This window comes from Lachnospiraceae bacterium oral taxon 500 (genome assembly GCA_002999035.1).
GTDB lineage: Bacteria > Bacillota > Clostridia > Lachnospirales > Vallitaleaceae > W11650.
The window spans coordinates 2,935,515-2,952,520 of record CP027241.1; the positions used below are offsets into that span (position 1 = coordinate 2,935,515).

Here is a 17,006-nt window from a genome sequence, read left to right on the forward strand (position 1 = left end):
ATCTGCATGGGAAAGCCGGCTCTTACTTGACAATAAATTGGCCGAAACTCATTACCGCTTTTTTAAAAAATGTCAGCAGCTGCGTTCCGATAAACGGCCCGAAAATCAGAACCCCTGCAAAAATTGCCAGAATCTTCGGAACAAATGCCAGCGTCTGTTCCTGAATTGAAGTAATCGTTTGAAAAACACTGACCGCCAGTCCCACCACCAGTGCCACCAAAAGCAGCGGGCCGGATGCCATGATGACCGTATAGATTGCCTCACGGGCAAAATCCAAGACCAAATCCGTATTCATCTACCCACTCCTTTTCAGCGATAAAAAGTCTGCACCAACTGCCCAATGATCAGATTCCAGCCATCGGCCACAATAAACAGCAGCAGCTTAAACGGCATGGAAATCATAACCGGCGGCAGCATCATCATTCCCATTGACATCAGGGTACTGGACACCACCATATCAATCACAATAAACGGGATATAAATCAAAAATCCCATAATAAACGCCGCCCGCAGCTCAGAAATAATAAATGCCGGAATAATCGCCGTAATCGGAACCTCTTCGACCGATTGAACCGTACCGACCTCAGCAATTTCCATAAACAGCTTTAAATCCTTATCATTTGTCTGCTTGAGCATAAACTCCCACAAAGGAGCAACCCCCTTTTCAATCGCCGCCTGTTGGCTGATTTCCCCTCTGGCATACGGCTGCAGGGCCTGGTCATTAATTCTGACACCGACCGGCGCCATAATAAACAGCGTAATAAATAAAGCCAAGCCAATTAAAACCTGATTCGGCGGCGCCTGCTGCGTGCCCAGCGCCGTCCGGGTGAAATGCAGTACCACCAGCACCCGGGTGAAAGAAGTCAGCATCAAAAAGAGCGACGGCGCCATTGCAATCAAGGTTAAAATAAAAAGTATCTGCAGGCTATTTACAACATCGGCGCCGTTTTCCGCTGCTTTTATGCCAAAGTCAAAGGAAAACGGAATTGGAACGGCATCACCGGCTGCCCATATGATTTGCGATCCGCCTAAACTAAAAATAGCTACAAATACTCCTAAAAAACTCAAGATTTTTCGCCTATGAAATTGTACATCCTGCTTTTGAATTTTATTCCTCATCCTTGTGGCCTGCCTTTTCTTTTAATTTACTCAAATAATCAGCAAAAGGGCTTTTTCCGGCAGGTAAAGGTATCTCCTCTTTGGGGGCAGCATCTTCCGTGTTTAATTCTGTCAGAAAAGTAATTCCCTCCTTATACACCGCAATCAAAAAAAACCTCTCTCCCACTTGAATGATTTGCAGCATTTTCCCGGGCGAAACGTACATTGCTTCGATGAGCTGCATGGACTTTCCCTTTTGTTTGCCTAATTGGATTCCGGCAATTTTTTTGCTGGCAAACTGCGCTGCCCAAATGATCGCAATGAATACCGCTAATAGTAATACGATCTCAAAAACTTGCCTGGGCATGGCAGCTTTATCCTATTACCTTGCTGACCGCTTCAATAACCCGATCCCGGTCAAACGGCTTTACGATGAAATCCTTAGCTCCCGCCTGAATCGACTCAATAACCATTGCCTGCTGGCCCATGGCCGAACACATAATAATATTTGCTTTCGGATCGGCAGCTTTAATTGCCTTGACCGCTTCAATCCCATCCATCTCCGGCATGGTAATATCCATTACCACCAAAGCCGGCTTTAATTCATTGTATTTTTCAACTGCTTTGGCACCGTTCTCGGCCTCTCCGACTACCTCATACCCGTTTTTGGTCAGGATATCCTTAATCATCATTCTCATAAATGCAGCATCATCCACAATTAAAATTCTTTTGTCCGCCATTTTTATCTCCTTTTAGATTTCTTATTTCTGTTACGTCTTCCGTCGGTGCTTCCGGCTCCGGTTTTCCGCCTGCCCGCTGCTTCGCTTGCACCCTTAAGCCCTCACCGGCCCGCAGACCTTTTATTTTAAAATCTCTGTTACTCTGATACTGAAGTTCTCTTCAATAACTACCACTTCCCCTTTGGCGACGGTCTTACCGTTAACCAAAATATCAATCGGCTCACCCGAAAGTTTATTTAATTCAATAATGCTGCCCGGAGCCAGCTCCAAAATCTCTTTAATGCTTCTCTTGGTTCGGCCCAGTTCAACCGTTACCTCCAACTGAACGTCCATGATCAGTTCAATATTTTCTTTCTGCTGCATAAAAGAAGCCATTTCAAAGTTTTGGAATTGTGCCGGCTGAACCTCAACCGGATTCGCATAAATAGCTGCTGACGGCTGATGCGCCGGAGCCGCGCTGTAATTCATCTGCGGCGCTGCCGGAGTCGGTGTTGGAGCCGGTGCCGGCTGCGGAGCTGCCGGTTTAGGCGCAGGTGCCGGTGCGGCCGGAGCCGATTTTGCTTCCAACTGCTTTTTACTTTCCTTAAAGATGCCGATTACTTCTTTGGCAAACTCCAACGGATAGATTTGCGACAGCGTATTATCCACCAAATCGCCAATCTTAATCCGAAAATCAACTTCAATAAAGCGATCCTCGCCGCCGGCATTTTCCAGTTTGGCCTCAATTAAATCAATTTTAGAGGCAACCGGCGGTAAAATATCCACTTTTTTCTTGAGCATCGAGGAAAGCGCCGTGGCAGAACCGCCGATCATTTGATTCATCGCCTCACTGATGGCACTTAAATGCAGCTCGGACAACTCCTCTGATTTATTAGTCCCGTCACCGCCCATCATCAAATCAGTGATAACCTTGGCATCTTCTTCTAAAAGCACCAAAATATTGTTGCCTTCCAGACCTTCTTTATATTTGAGCTGAACCGTAACATAGGGAGCCGTATGTTTTTTTACAAAACTGTCCCAGTCAACAATCATTACTTCCGGTGTGGTAATGGTCACCTTTTGATTAACCAAAGTTGACAGGGAAGTTGCAGCCGCGCCCATGCTGATATTGGAAACCTCACCAATCGCATCTTTCTCATCCGGCCCCAGTTCTATCTCGTCCCCTGCCGTTTCAGCTCCCGCCGAAACTGCCCCGAAATCCGCTTCCTCTTCTTTGCCTTGAAGCAAAGCATTGATTTCTTCTTGTGACAATAAATCGCTCATTATTCATCCTCCCTATTCATGACACTGGTAATCATAACTGCATTTTTCCCAGACGATAGTCCGGCCTTCGCATAGAACTTCGGCAAGTTTCCGACCAACACTTCCACTTCTTCCGTGATCTTGCGATCCAGGCGAATAATATCGCCGGGCTGCAGATGAATAAAGTCGTCAATCAAAATACTTGTCTTGCCCAGTATGACTTTCATCGGGATCTCTGACAATTCGATCTGCTTTTCAATATACTGGCCGTAAAGTTCCACATTCGTTTCTTTGGCGGCGCTAAACCAGTATCTTGTATTCAATTTATCAATAATCGGCTCAATCGTGATATAGGGCACACATATATTCATCAGTCCCTCTACTCCGCCTATTTTCAAGTTTAATGTAATCAGCGCCACGATTTCCGTAGGCGAGATAAACTGCGCAAATTGAGGATTGGTTTCGATCTGCGTCAGCCGCGGCATAATATTAACCACATTTTTCCAGGCCTCGACCATTTCATCAATCATAATCGACATAACCTTTTGGATTACCGTCTGCTCAATCTCGGTAAAGTCCCGGCCGGATACAACTCCCGTGCCGTTCCCCCCCAGCAGGCGGTCAACAATGGCAAAGCCGATACTGGACGACATCTCAATTACAAAATTACCCTTCAGCGGCCGGACCTCTAAAATACCCAGCAATACAGGGTTGGATAAAGAGTTGGCAAACTCAGAATAAGAAATTGCTTCCGAACTGATTACTTCCAGTTGACAGGGTGTTCTCATTCTCCCCGAAAGCAGTGTGGCCAACAGTCTGGCATAATGCTCATGAATAATCTCCAGTGTCCTCAAATGGTCCTTAGCAAACTTAGCGGGTCTGGCAAAATCATATTCCTTGATTTGTTTTTCGGCCTTATCCGCCTGATATTCATCAACGTCCAGTTCACCGGCGCTTAAAGCATTCAGCAACTGATCTATTTCGCTTTGGCTTAGAATATCGCTCACGACCTCACCTCCTTACAGCACAGCATGAATGTTTCATCCCTATTTTTGACTTGATAAAACATCGGTAAATACCACATCAATAATCGAATTCGTTTCAAACAATTTCCGAACCAGTGTCAGTATTTCCCCTTTTAATTCACGCTGTAATTCAACGCTGGCAAATGGATTATCCGACCTTTCCTTGACCATCGTTTGAATCCGGTCCCTGACAAGTCCCTGCTTTTCAGCAAACTGAGCCAGCACATCAGCCGCGTCCTTTTCTTCATTATTCAAAATAAAGCCGATATTGACAACAACGCTGGTTGTCTTTTTTTCTCCTTCCCGCGGCGGATAAGTAAAAATAAATTGTTTTTCCATATTATATAAAGTCTGCTGTGTCAAAGGGATGTCGCCGGAAACCTGACTGTCGCCCTGCGATGCGGTCGCCAGATTGGCCAATTCCCCTTTGATTCCGTTGACCGACAGCAAAGTTATGACGCACACCACGATTGCCACCACTGTTAAAACCAGATTGATAATGGGTAATAATTTTTCCACAAATAAATCCTCCTTGATCCTTAAATCATTTACTTAATGCCTTGCGGCATCCTTATTCGTTTGGTGTACTCTCATGCTGCGTCTGCCCTTCCGGCTCCGAGGTCAAATCCTTCTCCTCCAATACCTTTTCTTCTGTCTTTAAGAGCAGTTTAATCTCCACCCGGCGGTTATGCGCCTGACCTTCCGGTGTCGCATTGGTATCAATCGGATGAAACTCGCCGTATCCGGTACTGGATACTTTCTGCGGGTCAAAACCGTGAATATTGACCAATTCCTCTTCAACGGCAATTGCTCTGGCCGCCGAAAGATACCGGTTGCTTTTGTAAAAGCCGGTGTTAATCGGACGATTGTCCGTATGACCTTCGACCTGAATATCATAATTGTTATATTTGGATTCCTTCAACACTTTGGAAATTGTCTTAATCGCCTCAATCGCATCAGGCTTAAGCTCCGCCCGGCCGCTGTCAAACAAATACTCGCCGCGCAAAGTCAACTTAACATAGTTGGGCGTATAGGAAACTTCAATCTCTGAGTTCAATGCATCCCGACCGACTTCCGACTGAATCTTAGTGGCAATTTTTTTGGCCGTTTCCAGCCTTTGCTTTTCTTCTCTCTCCTGCTCATTCATTTCTTCTTCATTTTCTTCATCCTCGTCTGAATCTGCTCGAGAGTTTAAATACTGACTGCCACCGCTGACGACCACATCAATATTTTCCAGCTGTACCGTACCGTTGATTAACAGCTCACCGCCGACCAGCGCTTCACCGCCCGGCATAAAATCAGCCATATAGTCACCAGAACCGGTAAAATATTCCATTACCTTCTGAAACTTTTCCTGATTAATGCTTGACATGGAAAACAGCAGAACAAAAAAGCACAAGAGCAGGGTTACCATATCGCCGTAGGTATTCATCCAAGCCGGAGCACCACCGCCCCCGCCGTCACCGCCTGACTTTTTTTTCGCCATACTTATTCACCCGCTTCCGTAGCTTCTGTCATCTGGGACTGCATCTTCGGCGACAGGAACGCTTTCAGCTTTTCTTCAATAACTCTCGGGTTTTCACCGGCTTGAATCGAAAGCAGACCTTCGACCATGACTTCCTTGACCATCATTTCTTCGGTCGAACGAATCTTCAGCTTGGAAGAAAAAGGAATTGCAATAAAGTTAGCCAGCAAAGAACCATATAAGGTGGTAATCAGCGCTACGGCCATAGCCGGGCCGATTGCCGAAGAGTCACCGCCGACGGCCTTTAACATGTTAATCAAACCGATCAGCGTACCAATCATACCCCAGGCCGGGCCGAGCTCGCCGACCTTTGCCCAGAAAGCCTGGACCGAACCGTGCCGTTCTTCGATATAAATAATTTCCGTTTCCAGAATATTCCGAACCAGCTCCGGATCAGTACCATCCACGATTAATAAGATACCCTTCTTTAAAAATGCGTCATTCACATTATTCGCCGCTTCTTCCAACGCCAAAAGTCCCTCTTTCCGGGCGATATTGGAAAGCTGAATAATGTCTTGGATCATTTTTCCTTCATTGTTTTTGATATCTTTAAATACCAGTCCCGCTCCCTTTAAACCGTTGATAAACTTCGTCATCGGAAAGGTAATCATGACCGAAGCCAAAGTACCGCCGAGAACGATCATAATGGATGCCGGGTCAAAGAAGTTTCCCAAAGAACCTACGCCGGCATTTATAATAATGGAAGCTAAAAAAAAGAATATTCCCAATATCAACCCAATAATTGATGCTAAATCCACAATTCCACCTCATCTATTCCAATTCTTACTTAATGATAAATTGCATTTTTATATTCATATACCTTTTGATACAGTTCTTCTTTGGTTTCCTTAACAATCAGCTTTTTGCCTGTCGTCAGGGTAACAATCGTATCCGGTGTTTCTTCGACTACTTCAATCAAGTCTTCATTGAGCAAAATCTCCACATTGTTTAACTTGGTAACATATATCATCTGCTCTCCTCTTTTCCTGCCTTCAGCTGTATCCGGCCGCATGAGGCGGCCGGTCATCCCGCGATTTGCCTGACAAGCGCAAACAAGCTGAATTTTGAATTTATTATAACAATATTATTACAAAAAGTAAAGCCTTTGCAAAGTATTTATTCAGCAAAAGGAAAGCTTGACAAAGATTCGAATTCTCTTTCAGGCTTTCCTTTTACTTAAACTGTTATCTCTTTAGATTGACTAATTCCTGCAAGATTTCATCCGAGGTTGTAATTACTCTTGAATTAGCTTGAAAGCCTCTTTGGGTTGTAATCATTTCCGTAAACTCAAGCGAAAGGTCGACATTACTCATTTCCAGTACGCCGGAGTTGATCTTGGAACCAATGGACGTTACATCCTTACCGATACCGTTGAACTCGCCCGAGTTCATTGTCGTGCCGAACAGGTTCTCACCTTCCTTCTGCAAACCGGCCGGGTTGTCAAAATCCGCTACCGCAATCTGACCCAACAGCTTAGAATCGCCGTTGGAGTACTTTGCCATAATCCGGCCATCGCCGCCGATCTGATAACTGGTCATCTTACCGGCCGCATTGCCGGCTCCGACCTTATCCTTATCGCCGCGCACACCTTCAATGGTGGTATTGCCGGAAAACTGAGTAATTTGAGAAAAATCAATCTCAATATCCGAAATCTTGGATTTAAAATCCGTTTCCGCAGCAGCAATCTTAAACTTGGCTGCCGTCGGATTGGCGATATTACCGGCCGCATCAAAGGTCAGTGCTACCGGATTCGGATCAATTGCCATATTCGGGTTCGTCGTAGTCGTAATATCTTTGCCGTTTTGATCCGTTACCTTTTCCAGTGTCAACTGGTAGGATGCCGGGTTGCCCGGGTCTTTCTTCACCCGGAACTGCGCCGTATAGGGATAGCCCTGACTGTCATAAAAGTTCATGGTCACCGGTGCGCCCAAAGCCGTGCTTTGTACCTGTGAATCATTTTGGTTGATATTACCGCTGATCATACCCTTGGTCGTGCCGACCGGCGAACTGTACATATTTTCCGCGCTCATAATCTTAAGCGGTGTTACCTCTGCCTTTTGAATCTCATTCGGCCTGTCCGGATCCGGTTTCCAGCCCATCACATACATACCGGCCGGATTGACCAGATTACCGGCTACATCGACCCGAAATGCACCCGCTCTGGTAAACTTGGTGCCCTCCGCATTTCTAACGATAAAAAAGCCGTTGCCTTCAATCTTTAAGTCCGTGACAATATCCGTCCGCTGCGACGCGCCTTCGTTCATATTGATGTCAATCGTATTGACATTGGCACCCAGACCAATCTGCATCGGGTTGCGGCCGCCCAGATTCGGCGTCGGGCCGGAAGCTCCCTGCAGGTTCTGACTGAACACTTCGTTAAACAGTGTCCGGCTGGCTTTAAAACCAGTTGTATTTACGTTAGAAATATTATTGCCGATAACGTCCATCTTGGTCTGATGGACTCTGAGTCCGGATACACCGGAATACATTGAACGCATCATAATGCGTAACCTCCTTTAATTTCTGGCTGTGGAACTTTCTTCATTCTGTCCGAAAAGTTTTGCCCCCTTACCAAGGTCCGGCTACAAAACCACAGCCCCGTCAATATTAGTAAAAACATGATTCTTTGTTTCCTCCGCTTCTAATGCGGTAATCACTGTCGCGTTTTTAATGCTGACCACATACGCTACGTTATCCATCAGCATCAGGGATTCGCGAATCCCTTTTTCCCGGGCACTATGCACACCCTCATTCAGTTTTTTGATCCCGGCTTCATCCAGCCTGATTTCCCGGTGTCGAATCTGCTCCAAAGCGTGCTTGGAAAAAGTCAGCTCCGGAGAGGACAGCTTATTTTGCAGTGTCTGCTGGAAGCTGCTTCCTTCTGCTTTTTTTTCTATCTTAGAGCCTTGCAGCCTGACTTCGTTTTGCACCTGCGTAATGCTTTTAAATTGATTGATATTCATCCTACCCTCCACCGTCGAAACGCTTTACCGGCCGCTGATCGGATGGAGATTTCTCCATTCTTACGGTCTTTTCAGCGTTTGAACCAACTGTTCCAGTTCAGCAACTTTTTTCGTCAATTCCGTGATTTTATTGGCTAAAAATTCCGCGTCTTTGGTCGTGCCGTCATTTACCAGCTTAATCTTCGCAAGTTCGACTTCCTTCTCTTTGCCGTCCTGCGTCCGAACAATTGCATTTTGCTTGCCGCGTTCAAAGTTAAAGCCGATCACCTTACCCGCAATCTGCGTAGTCTTGGTTTCCTTGCCTGCTTTCTCGGTAATTTCGGCCGTTACTTGCTTATTAAGCAGCATATTCATCTGCATAACCTGCAGTCTTTCCAGTTGCTTGGATAAAACTTCCGCATCCAGCGTCGTGCCGTCGTTAATGGTCTTAACGCTTCCCAGCTCCACTTCCTTCTGACTGCCGTCTAAGGTCTGAACAATCAGGTACGGTTTGTTTTCCTTAACATTAACGGCAATGACCTTGCCCTCTACTTTGGTAATCTCGCCGCTTTCCTCGTTTTTAATCTCAGCTTCCACGTTCTTATTGATCATGGCACTGGCCTGATTGAGCTGAAAAGCGGAATTCAGATTGTTCATTTGCTCCAAAGCTGTAAACTGAGCCATTTGCGCTAAAAACTCTTTATCGTTGGTCGGCTCCAACGGGTTCTGATAACGAAGCTGCGTTGTTAAGAGCCGCAAAAACGCGTCCTTGCTTAAATCACTGCCGCCGGTCCGCTTCTTGGGAAACGTGTTCGTTCCGACCTTATTCAGGATTTCTTTTTGGGTTGCTTCTATCACACTGTTACTTGCCATACTTTCCTCCTATGCCGTAAAATCAACCGTTCCGGTGACAAGATCAATCTCGCTGGCAGCCGGTGCTTCTTCCGGTTCCGCCGGAGCGACTGCTTCCGAAAATCTTCTGTTTTTCTTCTTAGCGGCTTCCTGATTTTGCTCCTTCGGCTTATCCCCGGCAAAATAATTAACCGTATCGCCGACGACAACCTTAACATCCGCTACCCGAATGCCTTGTTCCGCCAAATGGGTCTTCAGCTGGCTGACCTGTGCTTCCAGTGCTGCCTTAACCGCCTCGGATTCAGCTACGAACTGACCGGTCAACTGTCCTTGACGGCTAATCACCTGAAATGCCAGCTTGCCCAAATGTTCGGGATTCAGCTGAACCGTCAGCTTAGCCGCGTCGCCCATATTCTCAGCCGTAAACTTGGTCACTACCTGCTGAAAAACATCCTTGGCCGACACCGTTGTCGTTACCCGTTCTAGGCCCTCGGCCGTAACAATCACCCGTTCTTCGGTCATAACTACCTTGGAAAAGACTTCCGGCAGTGCCTGCCTTGGCTCGGCATTTTCTTCTTTCAAAAAGCTCTTATTTTCCTGCTTCGGCGCTTCACTCGCCTGCTTTGGTCCGATGGTTTCTTCCGGTCCAACCGCCTGATTGCTTTCGGCATTCGTTTCACCCGCCGGTTTGGCTTGTTCTTGTTCCTCAACCGGTAAAACTCCCTGCAAAAACCGGGCAAACTCTTCCTTCTGGGTTTCGTTTTCGGCTAATTTTGCCATTTCCGGCTGCAGCTTACCTGCCTCCGCCAGCAGTCCCTTCAGCCCGGCCGCCGCCTCCGGCTCCGTCAACAGCTGACTGACATCAATTCCCTTCACCTGCATAAAAAAGTTCTGCAAAACTGCGGGATTGAGTAAGTCCATAATCCCCAGCCCTAAAGTATTCAACCAGTGCTGCAGATCCTCCTCCGACAAGCCCAAAGTTTCCCGGACTTCCTCGGTAAATGCCTTTAGCTTTTGACCCGCTGCCTCCGCCTTATCGGCCGGCACTTGCCCTTCCTTGGCTGCTCCCTTACCGGCTGCCGGTTTTTCTTCGGTTTTTCCTTCCGATTTCACTTCCGTTTTTTTCGGTTGAGCCTGCACATTTCCCTCTTTATTAGAGACTTCCACCTGCTGGCTCTTACCGTTTTTGACGGCTGCCGGTTTTTCGGCCTGGGCTGACTTCTGCAAAAAGCCCTGAAAGGCACTTGCCCCGTCATAACCGGAAGGTTTAGCCGCCGGATACACCGCCGCCAATAAACCGCCGGTTGCAGAGCTGCGCGCCGCATTAATTGTCGGTGTTGCCATTGTTACCTCCTTTCCTGTTGTTCCGGATACAGATAAGCCGTAATTCTGGCGGCCACCTTCGGCTCAAGCTCATTCATAATCTTTCCCGCCTGAGCTGTATCCAAGTTCTTTATAATCATTGCTACCATTTCCAACCTGGTCGTACTCATGCTCTCCAGTACCTTAGCCGCAGGCTTGGGCTTCATCTCCGAATAAACCTTGGTCAGTTTATCCAGTTCTTCCTTAACCGCCAGATCAGTCATCGTCTGCTGATAAAGCCGGGCCGCGTTGTCCGGATTCATTTTCTGATACCAGTCGGCAAACGCCGCTTGATCACCGGAGTGAACAATCAGGTCATCCAACTCCCGCTTGTCCTGTTCATACGCCAGCTGATTTTTCTCGAACACAGCCAGCCTTTCATTTTCCGCTTTCAAGCTTTGCACTTGCTTCAATAAAATATCGACTTCTTCTGTCTTTTTCTTCAGTTCAGATTCATTTAATTTTATAATTTCTTTTAGTTCTTCCATCGTTTCCTCCGGCTCAACCACAATCGGCTCACCGGTTTCCGGATCGATTTCCGTTTCAAATACCTCCGGCGGCAAATAAACATGTGCCAGCGGCCAGTTCTTCAGCGATTGCCCGAGTGCCGTACCAAGCCCAAAAACATTCAGCCGGAGCAGCAGCAAAAATACCAGCAATAAAAACAGGAGCGATAACACCGCAATTAAAATAATTTTAAGCGGCGATCCCTTTGCCCCTTTTTCTTTCTGATCCTCTGCGGTTTGTAAATCCGTTGCCTTTTCTTTTTCTTTTGCCATGGTTTGACCTCTTTATTCCCTGCTATATTTAAAGCTTACCTGTTCATCTATCAACTTCATCGCTTCCTGCTTTTCTTCCTCATAATAAGCTTCCAGCGCCTTTTCTCTCAGGATTTCATACGTTTTCCGCTCCTGCATTGCCTTAGACAGCCGGTCTCTTTTGCGCACCACCTGATCTTCCAATTCATAGAGTCTGGCGGCCGCTTCTTTTTCCTTTGCTTTTAAATAAGCAATTTTATTTTGTACTGCTGTCAAATCCCGAATCCGAAAAGCAACCGATTGTTTCTCAAAAAAAACCTGATTTTCCTCCCGAATCAGGCCGCCGATCCGGTTAAGCTCCTGCTGCTGCCGGTCTCTTTGCTGTACTGCCACGCCGTATTCCATTTGATATTGAGTTTCCAGCTTTTCTTTAATATGCAATAAACTTTGCAGCGGAAATTGAAACTTTGCCAAAATAAAACCCCTTCCGCCGGCCGGAAAGCTGCCCGTTTCCGCCCTTATTCTTCATCGTAAACAATGTCCTTGAGCATTTGAATCTCCTCATCGAAGGAATAATAATCCCCGACCTCCTGCTGTAAATATTGATTGATGGCGTCAATCTTACGAATCGCCTTATCAATCCTCTCATTAGAACCTTCGACATAGGCTCCGATGTTGATTAAATCTTCCGCTCCTTGGTAAGTAGCCAGCAGCGCCCGCATTTCCGAAGCCGCTTTTTTATGCTCGGTATCGGCCACTTCCGACATAACACGCGAAACGGACTGCAAGACATCAATCGCCGGATAATGATTCTTATTGGCAATTTTCCGGTTCAACACAATATGACCATCCAAAATACCTCTGGCTGCGTCGGTAATCGGCTCGTTCATATCATCGCCGTCTACCAGCACGGTATAAAGCGCTGTAATCGAACCCTTATCGGAATTTCCCGCTCTTTCCAAAAGCAGCGGCATCGCCGCCAAAACGGAGGGCGTATAGCCCCGGCTAACCGGCGGCTCCCCGATCGCCAATCCGATTTCCCTCTGTGCCATGGAAAAACGGGTCAGACTGTCCATCATCAGCATGACATTTTTGCCTTTATCTCTAAAGTACTCGGCAATGGCCGTCGCCGTCTTCGCCGCTTTTTGCCGCTCCATAGCCGGCCGGTCGGAGGTAGCTACCACCACTACGCTTTTTCTCAGCCCTTCTTCTCCTAAATCCTTTTCCACAAACTCCCGGACTTCCCTGCCCCGCTCACCGATCAGCGCAATCACATTGACGTCCGCCAAGGCGTTGCGGGCAATCATGCCCAGCAAGGTACTTTTGCCCACGCCGCTGCCGGCAAAAATACCGACCCGCTGCCCCCTGCCGATGGTTAAGAGTCCGTCCAGAGCTTTGATTCCCATGGGTAAATAATCTTTAATCCGCGCCCGCTGCAGTGGATCCGGCGCATTATTTTCAATATTATAGAGTTCGCTGGTATAAAAAGGTGCTTTGTCATCAATCGGCTTGCCCAGCCCGTCCAACACCCGGCCCAAGAGGCCGTCCGTGACCGAAACCTGAAGCGGATGACCGATTGATTTCACATGACTGCCCGGGCCGATTCCTTCCATATCGTCCAGCGGCATCAGTAAAATGCTGTTCTCCCGAAAACCGACCACCTCGGCCAGCACCGTCCGGCTTAAATCCTGTGAAGTAATCAGGCAGGCATCGCCGACATTCACATTCGGTCCCAAGGACTCAATCGTCAGGCCAATAACCTTATTGACCCGGCCCAAATGCTCAATATAGCTTTTATGAAGCATTTTTTCATATTTTTCAAACTCAATCATGCTCCTGCCCCTTACTTTTCCGATTCTGATTTTTTGAGCTAACTTTTCTCTTTTGGCACTACCGCATCCAAGAGCCGATAACAGCAAAGTTGGCCTTAACTTTAGGGATAAAATATTTTGAGATAAACTTAGATGTAAGATAGAAATAATCGGCAGCTTCCACCGCCAAACCGGTATTATGTATCCGCCTCCGGCCATACCGGCTGCGGCTAATTTCTGTTTTCGTTTTTCATAATGCTTTCATAGATAAGCCGAAGTTCGTCAACAATCCCCTTAAGCTGAACATCTAAACTGCATTCAATATTACCCATAACCGTTTCGATAATGCATTGATTTTTTTTCAAAGCTTTATCCTTGAGGACTTCAATTGTCAACTTTTCGCTTAATTCTTCCGTCAACTCAGCCTTATGCTCCAAAACATAATTCAAGTCCTCACCCGATACCCGGATAATCAAATCGCCCTGCAGAGAAATCTCCTGCAAACCCATCCGCACCAGATGAATCAAGGTTTCCTCTTTTTGGCTGGCCTCTCCGACTAACTTTTCCAGCATCCCTTTCAGCCACAGAATCATATCGCCTTCCAACCGGCGCAGCTGCTCTGCATATTTGGACTGATACTGCCGACGCAATTCCTTTTCTACGCTGTCTTTCTTATCCGCGTATTCCTGCTCTAAAATCGCCCGCCGCCGCTCCAGTTCCTCTTTGGCCTTGGCCATGCCAGTGTTGTAAGCATCCTCGTAAATCTTAGCCTTCGCTGCATTGGCATCTTCTAAAATCCGCTCTGCTTCGGCCTGCCGGGCCTCTATTTCCGCCGTCCATTCTGCCTCCGAACGAATCGCCGCTTCTTCCATGTCCTGATTCCGGTTTTCTGCCGCATCCAGCGCCACCCTGATCAGGGCATTATCCTCTTTCGGTTGTTTCGGTACCGCCGGCCGCAATTCCCCGATATTTTGAATCACTTTTTTTTCCGGAGAAAGTGTCGCGTAGTTTTGCTTAATTATCCTAGACAACGATCTCGTCACCTCCACCTCTGGAAATAACGATCTCCTGCGCGTCCTCAAGTTTTCTGATTACTCCGACAATCGTCTGCTGCGATTCTTCAATATCCTTGAGCCGGACCGGTCCCATGAATTCCATTTCTTCCTTAATCATAGCTGCCAGACGTTTGGACAGGTTCTTAAAGATCAGGCTTTGAATTTCTTCACTTTGTCCCTTCAGAGCAATGGCCAGAACATTGTTGTCAACATCACGCAGCACTCTCTGCACCGAACGGTCGTCCAGAGTCAGAATATCCTCGAACACAAACATCTTCTTGTGGATTTCCTCAGCCAGTTCCGCATCCTCGAGTTCCAAAGTTTCCATGATATGTTTTTCCGTTGCCCGGTCGGCCGAGTTTAAGATATCGACCACCGCTTCGATGCCGCCGACAATAGTAAAATCCTGCGTCACCAAAGAGGACAGCTTTCTTTCTAAAATGTCTTCCACATCCTTGATCACATCGGGACTGGTTCTATCCATTTTAGCAATTCGGCGGGCCACATCCGCCTGCTTCTCCAGCGGCAGAGCCGCTAAGACCATCGATGCCTGTCCGGCATTTAAATAGGATAAAATCAAGGCAATTGTTTGATTATGCTCATCCTGAATAAAGTTAAGCAACTGTGCCGGTTCGGTCTTGCGAACGAATTCAAACGGTCTGACCTGCAAAGAAGAGGTCAGACGGCCAATGACTTCCAGCGCTTTATCTGTACCCAGCGCCTTTTCCAAAACATCCTTGGCATAATTGATGCCGCCCTCGCTGATATATTGCTGCGCCAGACAAATCTCATAAAACTCATTCAGCAGCGCTTCTTTTTGATCGCCGCTGATTGCCCGGGTATTAGCAATCTCCAGGGTCAATTGTTCAATCTCGTCCTCTTTTAAATACTTAAAGATTTCCGAAGAACGCTCCGGCCCCAAAGCAATCAACAAAGCTGCTGCTTTTTGAATTCCTCTTAATTCCATTTTATCAGCCTCCCCATTGATCATTCAACCAGTTACGCAACAAAGTCGCCGCCGCTTCCGGATTTTCATCCACAAACTTCTCAACCTGTTTTCTGACTTCCGATTTAAACTCGGTAATCGGCTCCTTCGGCTCCTCGGTTCTGGTACTGGTCAAAAGCTGTTCAACCGAAAGCTCCGGCTCGGTCTTAACCACTTCAACCGGCTTGGTGCCTAAGAAAATGGCAACCGCCAGCAAGATGACCATTAACAGAATAATACCCAGTAAAATATAATCCTGAATCACATTATGCGAACTCGGCTTGTCAATGAACTTCGGCACCTCATAAGCCAGCACGGCGGGATTGGGAATATTATTGGTCGCCCGGCTGATCAGATTAATGATATCCGGATCGACTTCCAATTTACGGCGGACATTGTTTTGCTCCTTAAAATCTTCCCAGCTCAGGTCGCCCAGGGCTTTTTGGCTTTCCAGCAGAACCTGGTCATACACTTTAAACTTATTTAAAACCACCGCCACGCTCGATCCCTGATAATCAATCGCACCGTTTGGCCGATAAGTCGTTGATTTTTCGGTATCCACTTTATAGGCGATCTTGCTCTCCTCGGTGGTTGAATTGGAATTGCCGGCCTGCGTCAAATAGGTTGACGTCGTTTCCTGATTGGCATCCGTTCCCACCGGATTGGCATTTTCAGTGTTGCTGGTTTCGACATTGCGCCGTTCTTCCTCAGAGGTCACACCTTTGGTGGTGCCGTCCAGCGGCCGGTACTTTTCGGAAACAACCGTCGACTCGCTGAAATCAATTTTTAAATCCACCGTTACAAACGCATCATCATACTCTCCGCGCGAAAGCAAAATAGAACGCACTTTCTGCTGAATCAAAAGCTCCTGCTGTACTTTATAATCCATATTGCCGCTTATACCATTCAGGCTTCCGGCTGCGTCACCGTCATACAGAAGCCGGCCGGTCGTATCCAAAATCGAAATATGGTTTTTATCCAGATTCTTAACATATTTGGAAACCAAGGAAACAATACCCAGTACCTGCTTCTCGGTAATCTCATCTCTCAGCTTGAGTGTAATTGCCGCCGAGGCGGGAGTTTGATCATCCAGCACCGTCCGTTCCTGATCGGCCATCACAATGGCCACATCGGCATCGGCTACCACATCCAAAAGCTCAATGCTTTTTTCCAATTCACTCTGCAAAAATAATTTTTGTTTTAATCTTTTTTCCTCTTGGGTCATAGTTAAACTGTTCTCAAACAGTTTATCATAATCGATTTGATCTGCCGTTAAAATGCCCGCCCGTTGTAATGCCAGTGTTGCGTTTTGTCGTTGGCTTCGCTCGATGTAAATGGCAGTCGCATTGTTTTCGATCGTGTATTTAATTTTCTCGGCATCGAAAACTTCTTTCATCGAATTTACTCGCGCCGGATCCATATTGCGTTCAAACAAAACATACTGCGGCTGATTCAGGTAAATAACCAAAATAGTAATCGCCACGACCGCAATCGCTAAAATCGCGATAAACTGTATCTTTTGCTTGCGCTCAAACTGATTCCAGGTCTTTGTTATTTGTTCCGATATACGGGTTATAAAAGCTGGCATTTTCACACCTCAAAAATACTAAC

The 17,006-nt window shown here is 46.8% G+C and carries 20 protein-coding genes; all 20 read right to left on the bottom strand.

Annotation, left to right across the window (positions count from 1 at the left end; genetic code table 11):
• Positions 1-22: 22 nt before the first annotated feature.
• A complete protein-coding gene (gene fliQ, locus C3V36_13385; protein ID AVM70153.1) occupies positions 23-295 on the bottom strand; it encodes a flagellar biosynthetic protein FliQ in 273 nt (90 codons plus the stop codon).
• A 14-nt stretch (positions 296-309) separates the two neighbouring features.
• Positions 310-1,119, bottom strand: a complete 810-nt coding sequence (gene fliP / locus C3V36_13390) for a flagellar biosynthetic protein FliP (protein AVM70154.1) — start codon at positions 1,117-1,119, stop codon at positions 310-312.
• Positions 1,109-1,465: a hypothetical protein gene (locus C3V36_13395; protein ID AVM70155.1), complete on the bottom strand. Its 357-nt coding sequence runs from the start codon at positions 1,463-1,465 to the stop codon at positions 1,109-1,111. The genes fliP and C3V36_13395 overlap by 11 nt, the downstream gene beginning before the upstream one ends.
• Before the next feature lie 7 nt (positions 1,466-1,472).
• The gene (locus C3V36_13400) at positions 1,473-1,838 is read right to left on the bottom strand and encodes a two-component system response regulator (protein ID AVM70156.1); all 366 of its coding nucleotides are present in this window, start codon (positions 1,836-1,838) and stop codon (positions 1,473-1,475) included.
• 120 nt (positions 1,839-1,958) lie between these two features.
• Positions 1,959-3,101, bottom strand: a complete 1,143-nt coding sequence (locus C3V36_13405) for a flagellar motor switch phosphatase FliY (protein AVM70157.1) — start codon at positions 3,099-3,101, stop codon at positions 1,959-1,961.
• Positions 3,101-4,087: a flagellar motor switch protein FliM gene (locus tag C3V36_13410; protein ID AVM70158.1), complete on the bottom strand. Its 987-nt coding sequence runs from the start codon at positions 4,085-4,087 to the stop codon at positions 3,101-3,103. Before C3V36_13410 ends, C3V36_13405 begins: the two co-directional genes overlap by 1 nt.
• 39 nt (positions 4,088-4,126) lie before the next feature.
• The gene (locus C3V36_13415) at positions 4,127-4,624 is read right to left on the bottom strand and encodes a hypothetical protein (GenBank protein ID AVM70159.1); all 498 of its coding nucleotides are present in this window, start codon (positions 4,622-4,624) and stop codon (positions 4,127-4,129) included.
• Between the two features lie 52 nt (positions 4,625-4,676).
• The gene (locus C3V36_13420) at positions 4,677-5,591 is read right to left on the bottom strand and encodes a chemotaxis protein (protein ID AVM70160.1); all 915 of its coding nucleotides are present in this window, start codon (positions 5,589-5,591) and stop codon (positions 4,677-4,679) included.
• Between the two features lie 2 nt (positions 5,592-5,593).
• Complete coding sequence (locus C3V36_13425) at positions 5,594-6,388, bottom strand: motility protein A (GenBank protein AVM70161.1); 795 nt, start codon at positions 6,386-6,388, stop codon at positions 5,594-5,596.
• A 29-nt stretch (positions 6,389-6,417) separates the two neighbouring features.
• Positions 6,418-6,600 (bottom strand): endoflagellar protein, encoded by a 183-nt coding sequence (locus C3V36_13430; GenBank protein ID AVM70562.1) that lies wholly within the window; start codon positions 6,598-6,600, stop codon positions 6,418-6,420.
• A 214-nt stretch (positions 6,601-6,814) separates the two neighbouring features.
• Positions 6,815-8,131 carry a hypothetical protein gene (locus tag C3V36_13435; GenBank protein ID AVM70162.1) on the bottom strand — a complete coding sequence of 439 codons (1,317 nt, stop codon included), beginning with the start codon at positions 8,129-8,131 and terminating at the stop codon, positions 6,815-6,817.
• Between the two features lie 81 nt (positions 8,132-8,212).
• Complete coding sequence (locus C3V36_13440) at positions 8,213-8,593, bottom strand: flagellar protein (protein ID AVM70163.1); 381 nt, start codon at positions 8,591-8,593, stop codon at positions 8,213-8,215.
• A 60-nt stretch (positions 8,594-8,653) separates the two neighbouring features.
• Positions 8,654-9,445 (bottom strand): hypothetical protein, encoded by a 792-nt coding sequence (locus C3V36_13445; protein ID AVM70164.1) that lies wholly within the window; start codon positions 9,443-9,445, stop codon positions 8,654-8,656.
• Between the two features lie 9 nt (positions 9,446-9,454).
• Positions 9,455-10,768: a hypothetical protein gene (locus tag C3V36_13450; protein ID AVM70165.1), complete on the bottom strand. Its 1,314-nt coding sequence runs from the start codon at positions 10,766-10,768 to the stop codon at positions 9,455-9,457.
• A gap of 2 nt (positions 10,769-10,770) precedes the next feature.
• Entirely contained in the window at positions 10,771-11,565 is a 795-nt protein-coding gene (locus tag C3V36_13455) for a hypothetical protein (protein AVM70166.1), read from the bottom strand.
• Positions 11,566-11,577: 12 nt separating this feature from the next.
• Complete coding sequence (locus C3V36_13460; protein ID AVM70167.1) at positions 11,578-11,985, bottom strand: hypothetical protein; 408 nt, start codon at positions 11,983-11,985, stop codon at positions 11,578-11,580.
• Positions 11,986-12,062: 77 nt separating this feature from the next.
• A complete protein-coding gene (fliI, locus tag C3V36_13465; protein ID AVM70168.1) occupies positions 12,063-13,376 on the bottom strand; it encodes a flagellar protein export ATPase FliI in 1,314 nt (437 codons plus the stop codon).
• A 209-nt stretch (positions 13,377-13,585) separates the two neighbouring features.
• Complete coding sequence (locus C3V36_13470; GenBank protein AVM70169.1) at positions 13,586-14,386, bottom strand: hypothetical protein; 801 nt, start codon at positions 14,384-14,386, stop codon at positions 13,586-13,588.
• Positions 14,379-15,401, bottom strand: a complete 1,023-nt coding sequence (locus C3V36_13475) for a flagellar motor switch protein FliG (protein ID AVM70170.1) — start codon at positions 15,399-15,401, stop codon at positions 14,379-14,381. Before C3V36_13475 ends, C3V36_13470 begins: the two co-directional genes overlap by 8 nt.
• The gene (gene fliF / locus C3V36_13480) at positions 15,382-16,983 is read right to left on the bottom strand and encodes a flagellar M-ring protein FliF (GenBank protein AVM70171.1); all 1,602 of its coding nucleotides are present in this window, start codon (positions 16,981-16,983) and stop codon (positions 15,382-15,384) included. Before fliF ends, C3V36_13475 begins: the two co-directional genes overlap by 20 nt.
• Between the last annotated feature and the right edge of the window lie 23 nt (positions 16,984-17,006).

Coding starts and splice junctions, on each gene's coding strand:
- fliQ (AVM70153.1), bottom strand. CDS start 295: ATGAATACGGATTTGGTCTTGGATTTTGCCCGTGAGGCAATCTATACG.
- fliP (AVM70154.1), bottom strand. CDS start 1,119: ATGAGGAATAAAATTCAAAAGCAGGATGTACAATTTCATAGGCGAAAA.
- C3V36_13395 (AVM70155.1), bottom strand. CDS start 1,465: ATGCCCAGGCAAGTTTTTGAGATCGTATTACTATTAGCGGTATTCATT.
- C3V36_13400 (AVM70156.1), bottom strand. CDS start 1,838: ATGGCGGACAAAAGAATTTTAATTGTGGATGATGCTGCATTTATGAGA.
- C3V36_13405 (AVM70157.1), bottom strand. CDS start 3,101: ATGAGCGATTTATTGTCACAAGAAGAAATCAATGCTTTGCTTCAAGGC.
- C3V36_13420 (AVM70160.1), bottom strand. CDS start 5,591: ATGGCGAAAAAAAAGTCAGGCGGTGACGGCGGGGGCGGTGGTGCTCCG.
- C3V36_13430 (AVM70562.1), bottom strand. CDS start 6,600: ATGATATATGTTACCAAGTTAAACAATGTGGAGATTTTGCTCAATGAA.
- C3V36_13435 (AVM70162.1), bottom strand. CDS start 8,131: ATGATGCGTTCAATGTATTCCGGTGTATCCGGACTCAGAGTCCATCAG.
- C3V36_13440 (AVM70163.1), bottom strand. CDS start 8,593: ATGAATATCAATCAATTTAAAAGCATTACGCAGGTGCAAAACGAAGTC.
- C3V36_13445 (AVM70164.1), bottom strand. CDS start 9,445: ATGGCAAGTAACAGTGTGATAGAAGCAACCCAAAAAGAAATCCTGAAT.
- C3V36_13450 (AVM70165.1), bottom strand. CDS start 10,768: ATGGCAACACCGACAATTAATGCGGCGCGCAGCTCTGCAACCGGCGGT.
- C3V36_13455 (AVM70166.1), bottom strand. CDS start 11,565: ATGGCAAAAGAAAAAGAAAAGGCAACGGATTTACAAACCGCAGAGGAT.
- fliI (AVM70168.1), bottom strand. CDS start 13,376: ATGATTGAGTTTGAAAAATATGAAAAAATGCTTCATAAAAGCTATATT.
- C3V36_13475 (AVM70170.1), bottom strand. CDS start 15,401: ATGATCAATGGGGAGGCTGATAAAATGGAATTAAGAGGAATTCAAAAA.
- fliF (AVM70171.1), bottom strand. CDS start 16,983: ATGCCAGCTTTTATAACCCGTATATCGGAACAAATAACAAAGACCTGG.